Genomic DNA, 17,765 nt, shown 5'->3' with positions numbered 1-17,765 from the left:
TAACCCAGCCCCAGTCCCAGCCGGCCCGAGCGTTTGCCCGGTCGCCGGGCGAGATGACCGCGATCCGTCCGGTGGCAGCGGACGGAGAGCAGCCTGAGCAGAGAGCGAGGAGAAAGCGAGGGGAAGGCGAGGCGAGTGGGAGGAAGCCGATCCGGCGGGATTCCCTTGAGGAGGCGGGCGCGGGAGGGCGCCCGCCCGCGCCCGCCCCCAGACCGCGGAACCAACAGAGCAGCGGAACCAACAGAGCAGCAGAAGCAACAGAATCCACGGAAACCAGTAGGCGCGTGCACGCGACGCCCCGCACTTCGCGGGATTCCGCACCATCGTCGGCACGATCGGACAGAGGAAGAACAGTGAGCGAGACGCAGGAGACCACCGAAGCCCCCGAGCAGGCGGTGGAGGCCGGTGAGGGTTCCCCGGCGGAGACGGCGGGCGCGTCCCAGGACATGCCGCCGGTCCCGGAGGAGATCCGCGAGGCGGGCCGGCTGGCCCCGGACCACTGGTTGGGGATGGTCGATCCGACGTGGCAGGGCGAGGGGACACCGCCGGCGTGGGCACTGGTGGGGCAGTGGCGCTCCAGCCCGGAGGGGGAGATCGTCGAGTGGCAGGACAACGAGGAGTATCAGCCCTCCCCGAAGGCCCTGGGGTGGCCGGAGCCCGCTGACGAGGTGGACGCGGCGGTGCAGTTGGCGGCGACCGGTTACGGGCCGGGTGAGGACGTGACCACGGCGCTGGCCGCGTCGGAGGAAGTGGCGGTGTTCGTCACCCCGGACGGCGACCCGTTGCCCGCCACCGCTCCGGATGGGGAGACGGCGGTGGTGCCGGTGTTCACGTCGCCGGTGTATCTGCACACCTCCGGCCGGCTCGCGTTCGCGCTGCACCCGGTGCGGAAGGTCCTGGAGCAGTTGCCGGAGGGGCATCTGATCTACCTCAACCCGTCGGCACCGGTGAGCATGACGGTGGAGACGGACGCCTTGCGCGAGGCGCTCGACACCCTTGGGCAGCCCGGGAGCGGGGGCGATGCGGCCGAGGAGGGCGCCCGCAAGATACCGGACGTGGTCGGCCGGGGGATTCCGGTGCTGGGCGAGGCCGGAGCCGGGAAGTCCGAGGCGGCAGGGGGGACCAAGGCGTCGAAGTCCTCCGAGAAGGCGAAGCCGGCCGGCAAGGCGAAACCGGTAGGCAAGGCAAAGGCGTCCGGGAAGGCGCAGGCGTCCGGGAAGGGCCGGGCGTCGGAGGACGACGGGAAGGACGGCGGCGCTGCGTCCGGTTCCGGCGGCGACACGTCGGAGGGCTGACACCCCGCCGTCTCCCACCGGTGGTGCGGCCGTTCTGCTCCGGCTCCCGGCCCGGCCCGGCCCGGTGAGAGCCCGGCCGCCGACACGAACGTCCGCACCACCGCCCGTCCCGCCGTGCCACCGCGTGTTCCCTCGCGGAAGCGCCCGGCCGACGGACAGCCGACGGGCCCCTCGGGCGCCCCCGGCTCATACACACGCATCCGCACCAGTGGAGACCCCCACCATGGCAACGTCCCCCAATGACCGCGATTCCATCCTGGGCGCAGGCTTCGACGCCCTCCCGGAGGATGTACCGGAGCGCACGTCCGACGAGCCGACCCATTCCGCCCCCGTCACTCCGCCCGCCCCGTCCGAGGAGCCGCCGGAGGCCGCGGCGCAGCCCGCCGGGTCCGATGACGCGGACGCTTCGGAGAGCGTCGATCCGCCCCCCGCGTCCACGGAGGAGCCGCCTGGTCCTGCCGAGGCCACCGGCCCCGCGGAATTCTCACGCCCCGTCACCCCCACCGAACCGGCCGGAACATCCGAACCAACCGAACCAACCGCCGAACCAACTGCCGAACCAACCGAACCAACCGAACCAGCCGAACCGGCCGGTCCGACGGAGCAGGAGCCGCCCCAACTCCTCGTGCGGCGGGGTGAGGAGGGGTTTCCGGAACCGCCGGAGGACATCGTGGAGGCCGCCAAGGTCGCCCCTGACCACTGGCTGAACGTGGTGGACCAGCACTGGAAGCCTCAGGATGGCCAAGCGCCGCCGATGTGGGCGCGATTGGGGCGCTGGCGCAGCAACGAGCACGGCGAGATCGTCGAGTGGGAGCACAATCCCGAGTACCGGCCCTCGCCGGAGCGGCTGGGGTGGCCGGAGCCGCACGGCGATGTGGACGCCGCCGTGCAGCGCGCGGCGACCGGGTACGGGCCGGAGATCGCGGTGGCCGAGGCGCTCGCCGGCACCGAAGTGGCGGTGTGCGTGGACGAGGCCGGGAAGCCCGCCCGCTCCGAAGCGCCGAACGGCACGGTCGCGGTAGCGGTGTTCACACCGGGCGCCGAGCTGCCCGAGGGACAGGAGACGCCGGCGCACAAGGTCATGCACGTGAACCGGCTGCTGGACCAGCTGGAAGACCGCGAGGAAGTGCTGTTCCTCAGCTCCACAGCCCCGGTCGCGCAGTTGGTCGACCCGGCGGAACTGCGCCGCGTGGCACAGCGGAAGCAACCGACGGCGACGGAGCCCGAAGGGGTCGCCGACCCAGCCCGGTGACCGGGAGACAGCTCCGGAGGGCCTGACCTGCGTGTGTTCGCGCCGTGGCGGCGATGGAGGGGCGGACGGGGCTCGTCGTGCCGCTCGCCTACTGTGCGCTTTCAGAATGCTGGGAGTCCCCGCGGACTACTCTCTCCGCGGGGCGACCGGTGCCGGGGACTCGGCCGTCGGAGGAGCGGGGGAGGTGCTGACGCTCGGGGGTGACGCCGGTGGTGTGTTCGCCGGGCGCGGCGGATCGTCGTGGGAGAGAAGGTGCGGCAGGGCGAGTACGACGGCTGCCACCACCGCGACCAGGGCGACCACCGCGGCCTTGCGCAGCGCAGGGCGCACGCCCGTCCGGTGCCCGGCCGGTGGACGAAGTGACGGCCCGACTCCTGTGACCTGGTCGGCCCGGGCACTGAGTGCGGCACGGAGGCGATCCTCGACGGCTGTCACGGTGTCTGCTCCAGTCTTCTGGCCAGAGCGGCAAGCGCTCGGCTCGCTGTGGACTTCACCGCACCGCGGGACAGCCCCAGCGTTGCGGCGATCTCTGCTTCCGACATGTTCGACCAGTACCTGAGTACGAGGACCTCCCGCTGCCGCACGGTGAGCAGTCTCAGCGCCCTCAGCACTTCCTGGTGCTCTTCCTTGAGGAAGACTTCTTCTTCCGGCGGCGGCGCGGGCAGCACACGCGGGGGCACGTACGCGCGCACCGTGCGGCGCCTGCGCAGCACGGACCGGGAGGCGTTGACCACGCTGCGCCGTACGTATGCCTCGGGATCGGCGATGCTGTCCAGTCCGCCGCCGTGGCGGCGGTAGAGGGCGGCGAATGCCTCCTGGACCACGTCCTCGGCCGTGGGGACGTCGTCGACCAGGAGTACCGCCAGGCGCACGAGGTCGAGCCTGCGGTGGTGGTACAGCGTGACGATCTCGTCCGAAGCCGCGCTGAGAGGCCGGCCCCGGGACGCGGGCCTGCTGCGGCCCTGGGAGAGGCGGGACAGCAGCCACCGCCACCCGCCGCGGGGGAGACCGTCGCTGTGAACGGCGCCGTCGGCGGTCAGCACCCGACCCCCACAGCCGGGAAACGGTGGACGTGTGCTGGCGGGATGCGGCCGTAGCGCGCCTTCCCGCAGATCATTTCTGGCATCGGGGAAAACCTGTTCGGATGGAGCGTGCGGTTCAGGGCCTTCGGAAACGGGCCCTCTTGTGGTGAAAGACGTGCAAGGGCGCCGCAGGTTGCAGGTGCGTCGCGTACCGGTCGCCCAGTCCTCGTCGGCAGCCGCCTGCAACCTCGCGCGGAGCCGCACGTCTGTCAGGGCGTAAAGGGAAAACGGAGGCCGGTCTGTGATGTGGAACGCCCTGCCCGCAGGGCGTCCACGCACCCGCGAGATCTGAGGAAGACCGTGAGGAAACCAGGAGTCGTCGCCGTGGCGGCGTTGGCGTGTCTGAGCGTGGTGACCGGATGTTCCGGCCCGGCCGCCGAACCCGGCGGCAACAAGGCGTCACAAGGGGGAGGAAGCTCCCCCGCCCGGACGGAGGATGGGGCCCACAGTCGGCCTCCCGCGTCGCCGCCGGACCACGATCCGGTCCGGTACACGCCCAGCTGGCCCGACCGAACGGTCCGCACGGCCCGTGGTCACCTCGCCAACAGCTGTGTGCCCGAGGAGCTGAGGGACAGGGCCACGACTCTCACGACCAGCGACGGGGTCCATCTGTCCGCCCTGGTGCTCGGGAGCGGCCCGGACGGCGTGCTCCTCGACCATGAGCAGGGGTACAGCGTGTGCTCGTTCCTCGACATCGGGAAGAAGCTGGCGGCCGAGGGCTATCACGTCGTGATTCCTGAGTACCGCAACCACGGCGCCTCCCAGAAGAGCGCGGACAACGAGCACATCGACCGGGACGCCCGCGCGGCCCTGGCGGAACTGCGGCGCGTGGGCGCAGAACGCGTCTTCCTCGGCGGCGCCTCGTGCGGCGGTACCACTGCCGCCGTCGCCGGCGTCGACACGCCGCTGCGTGTGACGGGCCTGTTGATGATGTCCTCGCCGGCCCGGTGCGGCGGCGTCGATGGCATGGCGGCGGTGAAGAAGATCAAGGCGCCGACCCTCCTGGTGGCTTCCCCCGGCGACATGAACGGCAATATCGCCAAGGACGCCCGGAAGGTGTACGCGGCTTCCGCCGCGAAGGACAAGAAGCTGGTGATCGATCCCAGCGGATATCACGGCACGGACATGATCCGGCGCGCGGGGACCTCCGGGGCGAAGCTGCGCACCCGTGTCGAGAAGTTCGTCGTCGCCTCCTTCTCCCGGTCCCGCTGACCCCCACACTCGCCTCCGGCCACGCCCCCGGCGTGGCGCGTCCCCTTCCACCGGAGAACATCGTGAAGCTTTCACCGGAGAACTTCGTGAAACACCGTCCGCACACCCCGGTCAACCGCAGATCCGCTCGCTTTCGGACCTGGCTGTCCGCGCTCGTCCTGGCGGCTGCCGCGGTCGGCAGCACGGGGACGGCGAACGCAGTGCCGAAGACGGCACCCGGCACGACGACAGGCGCCGCTGCCCAGCCCACCGCGTCGGTCACCTACGACCTGGGAGACGTGGCCTACCGCCTCCCGGGAACCGGCGAGCCGGTCGAAATGGCGGGAGTGGTGCGCTACCCCGCCGACCTGGCACATGGCCGTCACCCCCTGGTCGTCCTGCTCCATGGATGGCACGAGACGTGCGCCGACCCCGAGGCGGAAGCGGCGCGCACGGCCGCGGAGCAAGCAGATGACCTCGACGCCTACACGGCAGCGAGCAAGAAACTGTTCAGCTGGCCCTGCGCGGCCGGAACTCCCGCGCTGCCCAGCTTCCGGGGATACGACTACCTGAGCCGGCGCCTGGCGAGCCGGGGATTCGTGGTGGTGTCCCTCAGCGCCAACGGCATCAACGCGTCCTCGGTTTCGGGCGATGACAACGCGGCTGCCCGAGCCGCTCTCATCAATCGGCACCTGAAGCTGTGGGAGCGACTCGACCGTACCGGAACCGGAGCTCTGGCCGGCGCGTTCCGGCATGCGACGACCGGCCAGCGGGAGAACGTCCCGTTCGCCCACCACCTGGACATGAAGAACGTCGGCGTCGTCGGGCATTCGAGGGCCGGAGCGGGGGTCACCTGGCAGGCAGCCGACAGACACCGCAGCCAGTGGCCCGCCGGTGTCCGCGTCACAGCGGCGGTGGCGGTGGCGCCCGCCTACAACGTGATGACCGAGAACATGGCCGAGTACACCGTCACCCGCCTTCCGCTGGCCGTACTGCGTGGTACCTGCGACGGGCAGGTCGGCGAAGAGGCCCTGTCCTTCGCAGCCGAAGCCGCAGCCGGGAACCGGTACGGCTTCCGCCGGCTCCGCGTCCAGGGTGCGAACCACAACTTCTTCAACACACAGTGGTCCCCTCACAGCGGTCAGGTCGCCGCCTTCGACGACGCCGTGCAGGTCGGCGAGCAGCCCGGCTGGTGTACCGACCGCGACGGCGCTCCTGCCGCGCGCCGGCTGACCGAGGTGCAGCAGCGCCGCGTCGCCATCAGCTACATCGACGCGTTCATGCGCCGCGGCCTTGGGATGGGGTAGTCACGCAACGGTTCCGAGATGTCGGAAGCCCCGGCCAGGGTGTCCTGGCCGAGAAGGCAGCTGGTTCGTCGGGGCGCATGGCGTGGTCCCCGGCCGGGGGCCGGGGACCACGGGCGGTGGGCGGTCAGCAGGAGCCGCTCGCACAGGCGTCGAGCCAGGCGTACCAGTCCTGGTCGTAGCGTGTGCCGATGTTCTGTGTCAGGTGCCTGCGTGCCGCGTTCCAGTCGCCGGTGCGGTAGGAGGCGAGCACGGTGGCCACGTCGTCAGGGTGCTTTTCCAGCATGTACCGGACGGCGAGGTAGCCCCACTGGTAGGTGCGGGCCGTATTGGAGTTCTCGTACGTCGTGTTGAACAACTCGCTCAGCGGATAGGTCTTCTTTCCTGCCGTCTTGATCGCCGCGTCGTAGGGGAGCCCGCGGTACGAGTACGAGATGTACTCCGCGAAGCCCTCGATCCACCACACCGTGGGGGTCGAGACCCCGGCTTCGAAGTCGCCGTACATGTCGAAGCGGCCGTCGAGGTAGTGGGTGTACTCGTGGTTGAGGTTCCAGATCCGGAACTTGTCGCCGTCCGGCCGCTCGAAAGCGATGAAGCGGGGGAGGTTGCCCTCGGCCGACGGGTCGCCCTCCAGGTACATGCCGCCGTTGTTCGTGTCGATGTCGTAGATCACTCCGGCGTACGTCCGGTAGGCGACGTCGGAGTCGAAGACGACGACCTCGAGCTGGGTGTTCCTGTCGTCCTTCACCGGGCCGTCGTCCTTGGCGACCTTGTGGAAGAACGCGTCCTGGCCGTTGAGGCTGGTGCAGGTGTCGGCGAAGTTGCCCGCGTCCATGTCCTGGGCGACGACCGAAATGCTGTCACTGCACGGCTCCTTGACCTTGAGGACGGCCTTCTTCAGCCGCTCCTCGAGGTCACAGACGCCGTAGTAGTAGCAGTTGTAGTCGTCGAACTCGTCGGCCATCTCCGCGACTCCGACCCACAGCGGGGCCGTCCTCCCGGTCATCGAGCTCATTTTGAGCAGCGCCTTCATCCGCGGGCGCACCTTCGAGTGCAGTCGGGGATGCTGGACGAAGCGGCCCATCTCCCGCCCCGCGTTGGAGGTGAGGTAGGAGTGCTGCCCGCCGAGCAGATCGAGGTGGTCCTTCGCGAAGGTGTACAGCGTGCGCAGGACGCTGGGATCGGCCGCCACCGCCTTGACGAAGTCCGGCATCTGATGCCCGCGCCACAGCACCGTGTAGACGTTGTTGACCGCGTTGACCATCCACCACTTGTCGTCGTACGAGCTGTCGTAGTCCTCCAGCATCCGCTTGACGATGCCGAGGTAGCGGGCGTTCTCCCCGGCGCTGTCGATGAGGGTGACGGCCTCGGACAGGGTCTCGCCGTTGGCGTCGGTGACATCGTGCGAGTGCTCGGAGCCGAAGAACGCGTCCAGGCCGCGCTGGATCGCCGCCTTGAGTTTCGGCCCGTACTGGCCCACGTCCTGCTCGTGGTTGTACTGCACGTAGTAGCCGGCCCGCAGGAACAGCACGATCTGCGGCATGCCGGTGCCGGCGTCGCCGGGGTAGGTGGCGGAGCCGTCGCGCAGTGCGTCGGCGACGGTGATCATCTGCTCCTCGCGGAACGCGCCCTTGGCGTCCCCGCCGGTGAGGCTGAAGAGGGTGTTGATGCACTCTGTGGTGGACGAGGTGATCTGCTCGACGAGCGCCTTGCCGGTCTGCGCGAAGTCGCCGGGTGAGCAGGCGGCCTTCCCCGTTCCCTGGCCCACACCCTTCATGGAGGGCCGTTTCTCGGACGGTGACGCCGTCGGGTCGTTGTGGTCGTACTGGAGTGTGTGCTTGGAGGCGGAGGCCGGCGGGCGGTCCTCGGCCTGTAGCTGTTTGCCGGGTAGGCGCCCCGGTATGTGCTCCGCCCCGGTGGGGAAGGCCGAACTGTGGGGCCCCGATCCCTTGTCGAGGTCGAGGTCGAGGCCGTGGCCGCGGTCGCGCGGCGCCGCATGCGCCGCCGCTCCGCCGTCGCCGAACTGGACCGCGCCCATGGCCAGGGAGACCGCCAGGGTACCGGCGCACAGAGCGCGGGTGACACGTGCGCGTAACGAGCTTCTTCGATCGTTCCGGCTCATCTGGACTCCAGATGTCGTGGAGGGGTGCTCGTGTGGCAGTACAATTTCACACATCACATGTCATGCGAGAGACATGAACCGGCCGAACTGCTGCTCCAGCAGTTGGCCAGCAGTTGGCGAGCGGTCACCCGGCATACACTCGGTGTGGATCACACCCGAGGAGCCGCTGCGCGCATGACCGCTGAACGCCCGCTGAAGCTGCCTGCTGTGCCGGACCGGCTCAGCATCCGCGACCACGTCGTGCACGCCCTGCGCGCCGCACTGATCGCGGGAGAACTGCGCCCCGGCGCCGTGTACTCAGCGCCGCATCTCGCCGCGCAGTTCGGCGTTTCGGCCACGCCCGTGCGCGAGGCCATGCTCGACCTCACTCGCGAGGGCATGGTGGAGCCCGTACGGAACAAGGGCTTCCGCGTCACCGAACTCTCCGAGCGTGACCTCGCCGAGTACGTGGAGATCCGCGAGCTGATCGAGGTGCCCACCGTGGGTCGGGTGGCCCGGTCCGGCGACCCGGCCCAGCTGGAGGAGCTCCGCCCCGTCGCCCGCGAGATAGTCGCCGCAGCCCGTACGGGCGACCTGATCGGTTTCCTGGAGGCGGACCGCCGCTTCCACCTCGCACTGCTCGAACTCGCGGGAAACCACCGCCTGGTGGAGGTCGTCGGACAACTGCGCGGCCATGCCCGGCTCTACGGGCTGGCCGGGCTCGCGGCCAGCGGTCAGCTCATGGAGTCGGCCGAGGAGCACGAGGTGCTGCTCGACCTGGTGCTGGCTCGGGACGCGGAGGGAGCCGAGCGGCGGATGCGCATCCACCTGGGCCGTCTGCGTTCTCAGGGGGAGAGCGCCGACGAGGCCGAGAGCTAGAGCTGTGCTTGAGAGCTGAGGCCGAGAGCTGGGCTTGACAGCAGAGGTGAGTGCGGCAGTTCCAGCGCGTCAACGGCCACGGGGAAAAGAGCGCACTGGTTTTGGCACCACCAGTGACCAGCGCAACCTGCTCCGGTAACTTGATCGGATTCACGACGATCTCCCTGATCGCCTGCCTTCCCCGGAAGGCCATGCCATCCAGCATGAAAACCCAAGCAATCAATCAAATCGAACAAATCGGCTGAAAATTGATATCTGGACTGCCGGGGATATCCTCGCGCCCCGACCATGGAAAAGAGAGCGCCGCGTGGCGTCGACCAGCGGTCATGCTGGGGGCCGTTGCGGCCCTCGGATTGATCGCCGCCCTGGAGGTCGCCGCGCGTCACTACGGTGCGCCGGGGCCGGTCGTCACCCAGGCGCGCGAGGTGATACTCACCCCGAAATCGGGGCCGCTGCTGTACGCCTGTCTGGCGCTGATGATGGTGGTGCTCAGCTGGCGGCAGCGCTTTGTCGCTGCTGCTGTCGCAATCGGCATCGACGTCGCGTACCTGCCGGTGCGGTGGGCGTTCGACGCGAAGATGTACTTCGGCAACGGTGCGTTGTGGGTGCTGCTGGGATACGCGGTCATCGCTGTCACGCGTCGCACCGGACGGGAACGCGTCCTGCTGCTGAAGGGCGTCGGGCTGGGCCTGCTGCTGTTGGCCGGCCGCAAGACGGGCGACACCTGGCTGCTCATTACATCGAAGACCCGGCACACAGTGCTCGACCCGTATGTGGCAACCGCGGACCACGCGCTGGGCAATCCCTCATGGCTGGTGGGCCGGATCGTCGAGGCCACCGGTCCGATCGGCACCAGCGTTCTCGACTGGGTCTACGCGCAGCTTGCGCTGGGGGCGGTCGTCATCGCGGTGTACCAGCTGCGGAACGTGGCGGTCGAACGGCGATTTCCCAGCCATCATCTGGTGCGCACATTCCTGGTGATCGGTCTTCTCGGGCCGGGCATCTACATGATCTTCCCGGTGGTCGGACCGATTTTCACCTACGGTGCCGACGGCGGGCAGTGGGCACTGGCCAACCTGTGGCCGGACACCCCGCCCCCGCTGCTCAACGCACCGCACCCCATACCACACGACGAGATCACCCCGCGCAACTGCATGCCCAGCCTGCACACGGCGTGGGCCACCGTGATCTTCATCCACTCCCGCAACGGCCCACGCCTTCTGCGACTCCTGGGAACGCTCTGGCTGATCACCACGCTCGGCGCCACGCTGGGATTCGGCTACCACTATGGCGTCGACATAGTCGCCGGAGTCGTCTTCGCGGTCACGATCGAGGCAGCGATGCGCTGGCTGGCCCGAGGCTGGGACCGGCAAGCAACCCAGATGGTCGCCTACGGCGCAACGGTCTTCGTCGCGCTCTTGGTGTCGTACCGCTATCTGCCGACCACGATGGCCACATACCCGTGGGTGTTCGGACCGCTGCTCATCCTGGCGATGACCTCAGTGGTGCACCTCTACATCCGGGCCACCAAACGGTGTGAACCAAGAGGTGCGCCGACGCAGCAACCGGCAGCGGTAGCCACTGGGTGACGCGCCCGCTCGAGCGGCTTCGGTGACGGGGGAGGGAGCCTCGGTGGGTGCGTCTCACGCCGGGGACGGACCTGAGCGATTACTGAGGAGGCATGGTGCTCACCTGGCGGCGGGTGTCCGAAAGCGACTTCGGGCTGCTGCGGGCATGGCTCGCACAGCCGCACGTGGCCCGGTGGTGGCACCACGACACGTCCGCGGAGGCTGTCGCGCGGGACTTCGGGCCGGCTGTGCGCGGCGAGGAGCCGTCCGAAGACCTGCTGGTCATGGAGGACAGCACACCGGTTGCCCTGGTCCAGCGGTGCCGGTTCGCCGACTATCCCGACTACCACGCGGAGATAGCCGATCAGATCGAACTCCCCGACACGGCGATCACGGTCGACTACCTGCTCGGTGACCCCGCCCGGGTGGGCCAGGGGCTGGGCCCGCGCATCGTCCGGGCGATCGTGGCCGCCACCTGGACCGACCATCCGGACGCCTCCGCCGTCGTCGTCCCGGTCCACGCGGCCAACCGGGCCTCGTGGCGGGCCCTGGAGAAGGCGGGGCTGCACAGACTCGGTACCGCCGAGCTGACCCCGGACAACCCGGACGACGACCGCACCCACTACGTCTACCGCATCGACAGACCCGCCGGTCGTCCACCACCCCCTCCGCCCGTGACCGACCACGGCTGACGTCCCACAGCCAAGCCAACGACGGGCCCACGGAGACCCAGGCGGCGGGTCCGCGACTGCGGCAGTACCTGACGATGTCGCACGCCGCCGGGGAGATCCGGGCGCACTCGGCGGGGATCGCTGCTGCTGCGCGGGTACGAGGAGATGTCAGGGCTGATGGAGACCGAGCAGCGGCGCCTGGCCCGCGCAGGCCGGGACCGACCTGGTTGCGGCGGCGCTCTCCGGTCTGGCGTCCCTGGCCTGTTAGGGCGTGCCGTGGTGGCTGCTGACCAGCGGTGGCCTCCCGATGGCCGTGGGCGGCACCGCGGTGGTCGCCATCCGCACCTCCACGGCGCGGCTCGCGTCGCTGGTGCAGCAGATGAACCGCATGCACGAGGAGATGCTCCGGCTCAGCGACACCGAGGAGGCCATCAGGCCGGCGTCCGGGCAGGCTGTCCCCCGTACCGGCAGACAGCTGCCCTCGCCGGTACGGGAGATCCAGGTACGGGACGTCTCCTTCACCTACCCCGGGGCCGCGGTGCCCGCGCTGCACCGCGTGGAGGTGTCCGTACGGCGGGGCGAGGTGACCGCGCTCGTGGGGGCGAGCCCTCCGCGCCGAGGTCTTCCGGTCCGTCGGGATGCTGACGCAGGGCTTCCCCCCCCAGCCGGCAGATGACGGCCGCGGCGAACATCGCCGTCGGCGGCGCACATCCCTTCGCCCCGCAGTGGAACCGCCGCCGCTCAACAATATGGCCTCGGAAAGTCGGATTGGGGCCGTTGTATCCGAAGATCGGCTCTCCAATCCGTGCAATCCCGGATAGTCCTGACAGGAGACCGGACGGATTTCCGCTACCGCCCCCTAAACGTCGGAAGTTTCCCAAGTGGCCGCTGTGGCAAGTGTGTTGACGCTTCTCGCGGTGCTCGACTACGTTCCACAAGTCCGGAAAAACCGGCGTTCACACGCGTCGATGCCACAGCGAAGCTCGTGCGGACGCGGACCTCTACACGGAGGGAACAAAATGAACGAAGAACTGCTCGAGGACGAATTCTCTCTCGACCTGCGTGTCAGCCACTCGGACGTATCGTCCAGCTCCGCAGCCTCCACCGATTTCGGTTGCGGGACATCGCGCACATCGGCCTGCACCGACACGCTCAGCGGGTGCTGCTGACACGCCTCGTATGAGGTGACGCACACCTATGGCGAACCACGCGGAGGGATTTGCGGTCCGTGCACAGGGACTCCCTGAGCCTCCGCGTGGTCGCTTTCCCGGGCAGCCGAGAAGAGGAAGGGCGCCATGGAGCCGCGTTCCGCGGGGACAGTGACCGACGACGAGGTCCTGCGTCTGGCTCGCGAGGTGGCTGACCGGCTCACGGCAGCGGCCGGTGAAGCCGGATCGACCGGCGGGGCCGGATCGTCCAGTGGAGCCGAATCGTCCGGTGGAGCCGAGCGGAAGGCGGACCTCGCCGACGGCGCCCCCGGCATCGCGCTCGCCCTCCGCTACGCCGCCCAAGTCTTCGGCGAGGAACGCTACTTCAAAGCCGGACAGCTCCAACTGCGGCGTACGGCCGAGGCGAGTGCCGCCACGCCCGTGCACACGCCCGGGCTCTACCTCGGTACCGCGGGAGTCGTCTGGGCGGTGACCGAGTACGCCCGACTGGAGCCGCGCTACCTCCCGACGCTCGCCACGCTGTCCGACCAGCTCGCCCGGCAGACGCTGGCCATCAAGCTCCCCACCGCCCCTGGAAGCGTCGCCTCGCACGACTACGACGCCATCGGGGGCGCGGCCGGCTGGCTCGCCGCGCTCCGCAAGGCCGCGGATGTCCTCGGCGGACCCGCGACGGACGCGGCCGGGGAAGCCGCGGAGCGCTTGGTCGCCTACCTGGTGGAGCTGACCCAGGACGACGGCGGCAAGCTCAGATGGTTCTGCGCCCCCTCCCATTTCCCCAGCATTCCGGGCCCCGACGGAGAGCCCACGCCCCTTCCGGGATACCTGAAGCAGTTTCCCGACGGCGTCTACAACCTGGGATTCGCCCACGGGCCACCAGGTGTCCTCGCGGCCCTCTGCCGCCCCGACACCGCCCACGCGGTCGGCTCAGGGGGAGCGGACGCACGGTCACGCCGGGTACGTAAGGCGATCAGCGCCCTCGCCCGGACGCTCGACGAGCTGCGCATCGACGGCCTCGACCACCCCGCGTGGGCCAACACTCTGCTGCCACACCCGGACACCGGACGTCCCGACACCACCACTCCCCAGATACCGGCCAGGAGCGCGTGGTGCTATGGCCCACCGGGCATCGCCGCGTCCCTGCTGCCGGCCTCAGCGGCCTGCGGCGATCCGGAGCCGACCGAGCTCGCGGTGGCCACGCTGCTGGGTATCGAACGCACCCCGGCCGAGGACCAGCGGCTCAACTCGCCCACGCTGTGTCACGGACTGGCGGGGCTGGTGACCATCTACGACCGTGCCGCCGCCCAGACCGGCCTACCGGACCTGTGGCGCCTGCGCGACGACCTCCGGTCGCGACTGTGCGCGCACGCGGACCCGGACAACCCCTACCTCTTCCCGAACTACACCCCGTGGGGCGACCAGGAGCACAACGCCGGTCTGCTGACCGGTGCGGCCGGAGTCCTGCTCGCCCTGCTCGGCACCGTGTCCGACGAGGCGGCCGAGTGGGACGAGTTGCTGTTCCTGACCCCCAGGCCCCCGCGCGGGAACGGACGAGGCGGCAGCGAGACGGCATCGGGCGCGACGCGAGGAGCGGGGGACAAGTGAGCGGAAGAGCCGACGACACGTACCGGGCCTGCGGGTTCTTCATGCTGAGGGCGCCCGTCCTGCCCGCACGTCCGATGCTCGAACTGCTCGCATCGCTGCCCGTGGCGGACGGCGAAGCGCTGCGCGCGGACGCCTGGCAGGACAGCTACACGGACCAGCTGCGCAAACTGTGGTGCACCCCGGGTGTGCCGGAGGCCGTACGGGCCGCCTCGCCCCATCTGGCGAACGCCGTCGAGCGGTTCGACAGCCTCACCGGAAAGAGCCGGCGCAAGGCCGTCCGCGGCCTCAGCCGCTATCTGAACCGGATGAGCTTCCGCTCGACGCCGTTCGGCCTCTTCGCGGGCGTGACCACCGGCGTGTTCGGCGCCGAGCAACGCACCCGGCTCGGACACGGCGCCATCGGTACGGCCCGCGCCCGCGCGGACTCCGGATGGGTCATGCACCTGGTCAAGCGTCTCGCCTTCGGCACGGAGCGCCCCCACGACCTGCGGGTGCGGCGCAACGACCTGCTCCACGTGTCCCGCGGCCGGGTGTGGCTGTCCACCGCCGAGGGGTACGGACGCGTCGACGGCGCCGAGATCGCCCACCCTGCCGCGCACGACGACGAGGGGCACACCAGGCCGACCAGCCCCAAGGGCCGACGCTCCGTCAGCGTACGGCTCACCGCGCCGATACGGTCCGTGCTCGACCTCACCCGTACGCCGACGACGCTCGGCGACCTCACCGCTGCGCTCACCGAGACCTATCCGGACGCCGGTGCCGAGCGGATCGCAGCCCTGCTCGACGGTCTCTTCGACAGTGACATCCTCATCACCGCCGAGCGTCCCCGGCTGCTGGTCCCGCCGACCGGTCCGGCCACCGGCGACGACTCACTGCTGCGCTCGATCCTGCCGCCCGTCACCGACCCCGCCGTCGCGCGGACGATCGACGGCGTGGAGGCCGCGATCAGCGCCTTCAACCAAGGCGGGCTCTCGGCACCGGAACTGCTCGAGGCGGCGAGCGCGCCGTTGCCCGATGCCGTCGGCGGTCACTCGGGGCCCACTCTGCAGATCGATGCGGCGCTGAACACCGACGCGCCCGTGGTCCTTCCCCGGCCCGTTGCCGACCTGGCCGAAGAGGCCGCCCACGTGCTGATGCGCGTGGGCGCGGAGAACCGCTACCCGCCGCATCTCGAGGAGTACGCCGACGCGTTCTCCGAACGGTACGGCCACCGCTCCGAGATCCCCCTGCTGGAGGCGCTGACACCGGAGACCGGGCTCGGCCCGCCGCGCGGATACCGCTCCCCGGGACGGACGTACCCGCTGCCCGGCGGCGTACAGGAGCCCGAGGACCGGTCGGACCAGCCGGGCGAGAAGTCACGGAAGGCCGTACTGAACCGGATGGTCACCGGGGCCCTGGCCCGCCGGGAGCTGACCGTCCAGCTCGACGACCGGCTGCTCGACGAACTCGCCGAGGTCTCGGCAGCGCAGGACGACCACCGGCCGCCGATGCCCGTCCTCGATCTCTACCTCGCCCTCCAGGCACCGGGCCCCGGCCGTGAGCACTGGCGCGCAATCTGCGGAACCGCCGGAGTGGTGCCGGGCGGCCGGACCTTCGCCCGCTTCCACGATCTCCTGGACGAGAGGACTCGCGCGTCGCTGCGGGAGCTGGCCGCCGCCGAGGAGCAGCGCCAGGGCGACGCGGTCTTCGCCGAGCTGTCCTCCCTTCCCCAGGAGGCCCGGTCCATCAACGTCACGATCCGCCCCACCGCACACGCGTGGGAGCTGCCGGTCAACGTCACGCCCGGCCAGGACGAGGAGCACGTGATCCGGCTGGACGATGTCCTGGTCGGTGTGGCCGACGGAAAGCTCTATCTGCGCAGCCGCTCGCTGGGCCGTCGGCTGCACGTCACCGATCGCACGATGCTCAACTGGACCGGCGCTCCGGACCCTTGCCGGTTCCTGCTGGAGGTCTCCCTCGCCCTCTCGAGCACGGTCTCGTGGTTCAGCTGGGAAGGGCTGAACTGGACCATGCCCTTCCTGCCCCGCGTCGAGCGGGGCAACCTGGTACTGCGCCGGGCACGGTGGCGGCTGCGGCTTGGCGACCTCACACCGTCCGGCAGCCCGTCCGACGGCCACGGCCACGGCAACGGCCACGGCACCGGCACCGGACTGGCCGCGTTCGCCGACGCCGTCACCGCCTGGGCCGAGACGTGGATGGTGCCCCGCCTGGTCAACATCGTCAACAACGACAACACCCTGCTGCTGGACCTCACCAGCGCCGCTTCCCTGCGCGAGTTGCGCGACAGCCTGCAACGGGCCCCGGAGGACGGCATCGCCCTGGAGGAGGTCCTGCCCGCACCCGACGAGGGCTTTCTGCGGGATGCCCCCGGGGAACCGTACGCCTCCGAGATCGTGGTGCCCCTGGTACGGACGAGCAAGGACCCGGGACGTGTGGCCCGGCACGTGCGGCCCCGCCCGGTGCGCGACACCGCCGGGGAGTCCGAACGGATCAAGCGGGTCGGCAGCGACTGGCTGACCGTGAAGCTCTACGCCGAGCCGGACGCGCACGACACCCTGCTGGGCGTGGGCCTGGCCGGCCTCACCGGGCGGCTGTCCGAACAGTACGGCGCGGCCGCCCCGTTCTTCCTGCGCTACGGCGATCCGGCTCCCCACCTGCGGGTGCGGTTCTTCGTGCCCGACCAGGCCGTGCGAGGGGACGTCCTGCGCGAGGTGACCGCTTGGGCGTACGACCTCGCCCGGGGCGGGCACATCGCGGACCACACCTTCGTCAGCTATCCGCGCGAGGTCGAGCGGTACGGCGGCCCCGAACTGATCGCCGACGCCGAGGAATGGTTCCGGCAGGACAGTGCGGTCGTGGTCCAACTCCTCCGGCAACTGCGCGCCTCCGGAACCGGTCTGCCGGGTCTGCCGGACCTCGGCCTGGACGCGTCCCAGGAACGAGCCGCGCTGGTCGCCCTCACCCTCGACCGGCTGTGCGCCTCCCTGACCCCCGAGCCCGACGCGCGCCACGCCCTCGCCCGTATCGCGGCGGCGAGCAACGCCGGAGGCGACCTGTACCGGACGGCCGGGCGCGACCTGTGGACCGCCCGCTCGGAAACCGGCCCGACCCGCGAACTGCTCGACCGCGCCGCCGCCATCTGGCGCCCGGCCGCGGAGCGGCTCACCCGCCGGATGAACGATCTGGAGCGGAGCGGCGAACTCCAAGCGGACCGCGGAGACATCGTCCTGGCCCTGCTCCACATGCACTGCAACCGCATGGGACTACGCCCCACAGACGAGGCGACCTCCTACGGCGTCTGGCGCCGCCTCCTCGACCGCGCCGCCCACACCTCCCGCTGACTCACGCCCCGGTCACCACACCACGTCTCTCACCTGATGCGACGGCTGCCCGCCCGGCCCGTACGGCGCGCGCCTTCTTCCATCTCCTCCGGGTTGGGCCCAAGAGGCGGCTACTCCAGTCACCCGGTCGGTGTATCACCTGCGTTCTCATCGGCCATGGCCGGCCAGACCACATCCGCCGTTCAGTAGGGCGAGGAACGCGCCGGGCCGCGTCTCTCTCGTGTACAAGTTGTGATGAATAAGTGTCAAGTCTTGCACATGTGTTACACATGTCACCGTCCGTTGTGATCGTTTGGTGGCGCGATGTCCG

At 70.1% G+C, this 17,765-nt stretch carries 14 protein-coding genes and 1 pseudogene; 13 read left to right on the top strand and 2 right to left on the bottom strand.

Translation table 11 applies throughout. From position 1 onward, the window contains the following. The first annotated feature begins 353 nt into the window (after positions 1–353). The 3 genes from HC362_RS35035 (at position 354) to HC362_RS34885 (ending at position 2,910) form a co-directional block, all read left to right on the top strand. A complete protein-coding gene (locus tag HC362_RS35035; protein WP_347568422.1) occupies positions 354–1,295 on the top strand; it encodes a type VII secretion system-associated protein in 942 nt (313 codons plus the stop codon). A gap of 223 nt (positions 1,296–1,518) precedes the next feature. Then, positions 1,519–2,547 carry a type VII secretion system-associated protein gene (locus HC362_RS06065; protein WP_243082895.1) on the top strand — a complete coding sequence of 343 codons (1,029 nt, stop codon included), beginning with the start codon at positions 1,519–1,521 and terminating at the stop codon, positions 2,545–2,547. Between the two features lie 240 nt (positions 2,548–2,787). Beyond that, a complete protein-coding gene (locus HC362_RS34885; protein ID WP_279240069.1) occupies positions 2,788–2,910 on the top strand; it encodes a hypothetical protein in 123 nt (40 codons plus the stop codon). A 68-nt stretch (positions 2,911–2,978) separates the two neighbouring features. Here HC362_RS34885 and HC362_RS06060 read toward each other — a convergent pair whose 3' ends face one another. Continuing rightward, positions 2,979–3,590 (bottom strand): SigE family RNA polymerase sigma factor, encoded by a 612-nt coding sequence (locus tag HC362_RS06060; protein ID WP_243082893.1) that lies wholly within the window; start codon positions 3,588–3,590, stop codon positions 2,979–2,981. A gap of 339 nt (positions 3,591–3,929) precedes the next feature. Here HC362_RS06060 and HC362_RS06055 point away from each other — a divergent pair, with 339 nt between their 5' ends. After that, on the top strand, positions 3,930–4,841 hold the full coding sequence (locus HC362_RS06055; RefSeq protein WP_243082892.1) for an alpha/beta fold hydrolase: 912 nt from the start codon (positions 3,930–3,932) through the stop codon (positions 4,839–4,841). Between the two features lie 62 nt (positions 4,842–4,903). Next, positions 4,904–6,127, top strand: coding sequence for an alpha/beta hydrolase (locus tag HC362_RS06050; RefSeq protein ID WP_347568421.1), 1,224 nt, complete (start codon positions 4,904–4,906; stop codon positions 6,125–6,127). 127 nt (positions 6,128–6,254) lie between these two features. Here the strand turns inward: HC362_RS06050 and HC362_RS06045 are convergent. After that, positions 6,255–8,246, bottom strand: a pseudogene (locus HC362_RS06045) (collagenase); the annotation flags it as partial. Between the two features lie 174 nt (positions 8,247–8,420). On the opposite strand from HC362_RS06045, the gene HC362_RS06040 reads away from it, so the two are divergent. From HC362_RS06040 to HC362_RS06005, 8 genes are all read left to right on the top strand, one after another. Further along, positions 8,421–9,104 carry a GntR family transcriptional regulator gene (locus tag HC362_RS06040; RefSeq protein WP_243082890.1) on the top strand — a complete coding sequence of 228 codons (684 nt, stop codon included), beginning with the start codon at positions 8,421–8,423 and terminating at the stop codon, positions 9,102–9,104. A 50-nt stretch (positions 9,105–9,154) separates the two neighbouring features. After that, complete coding sequence (locus HC362_RS06035; protein WP_243082888.1) at positions 9,155–9,349, top strand: hypothetical protein; 195 nt, start codon at positions 9,155–9,157, stop codon at positions 9,347–9,349. A gap of 81 nt (positions 9,350–9,430) precedes the next feature. Next, positions 9,431–10,693 carry a DUF5933 domain-containing protein gene (locus HC362_RS06030; protein WP_243082887.1) on the top strand — a complete coding sequence of 421 codons (1,263 nt, stop codon included), beginning with the start codon at positions 9,431–9,433 and terminating at the stop codon, positions 10,691–10,693. Between the two features lie 92 nt (positions 10,694–10,785). Then, a complete protein-coding gene (locus HC362_RS06025; RefSeq protein ID WP_347568420.1) occupies positions 10,786–11,364 on the top strand; it encodes a GNAT family N-acetyltransferase in 579 nt (192 codons plus the stop codon). A 250-nt stretch (positions 11,365–11,614) separates the two neighbouring features. Continuing rightward, positions 11,615–12,019 carry a hypothetical protein gene (locus HC362_RS06020; protein ID WP_243082885.1) on the top strand — a complete coding sequence of 135 codons (405 nt, stop codon included), beginning with the start codon at positions 11,615–11,617 and terminating at the stop codon, positions 12,017–12,019. A gap of 343 nt (positions 12,020–12,362) precedes the next feature. Beyond that, positions 12,363–12,512 carry a hypothetical protein gene (locus tag HC362_RS06015; RefSeq protein WP_243082883.1) on the top strand — a complete coding sequence of 50 codons (150 nt, stop codon included), beginning with the start codon at positions 12,363–12,365 and terminating at the stop codon, positions 12,510–12,512. A gap of 126 nt (positions 12,513–12,638) precedes the next feature. Next, on the top strand, positions 12,639–14,114 hold the full coding sequence (locus tag HC362_RS06010) for a lanthionine synthetase C family protein (RefSeq protein ID WP_243082882.1): 1,476 nt from the start codon (positions 12,639–12,641) through the stop codon (positions 14,112–14,114). After that, positions 14,111–17,455: a lantibiotic dehydratase gene (locus HC362_RS06005; RefSeq protein ID WP_243082880.1), complete on the top strand. Its 3,345-nt coding sequence runs from the start codon at positions 14,111–14,113 to the stop codon at positions 17,453–17,455. Before HC362_RS06010 ends, HC362_RS06005 begins: the two co-directional genes overlap by 4 nt. Positions 17,456–17,765: the final 310 nt, after the last annotated feature.

Origin of the sequence: Streptomyces sp. 891-h (assembly GCF_022760275.1) — a bacterium.
GTDB lineage: Bacteria > Actinomycetota > Actinomycetes > Streptomycetales > Streptomycetaceae > Streptomyces > Streptomyces spirodelae.
This window is presented reverse-complemented; position numbering and strand designations above follow the sequence as displayed.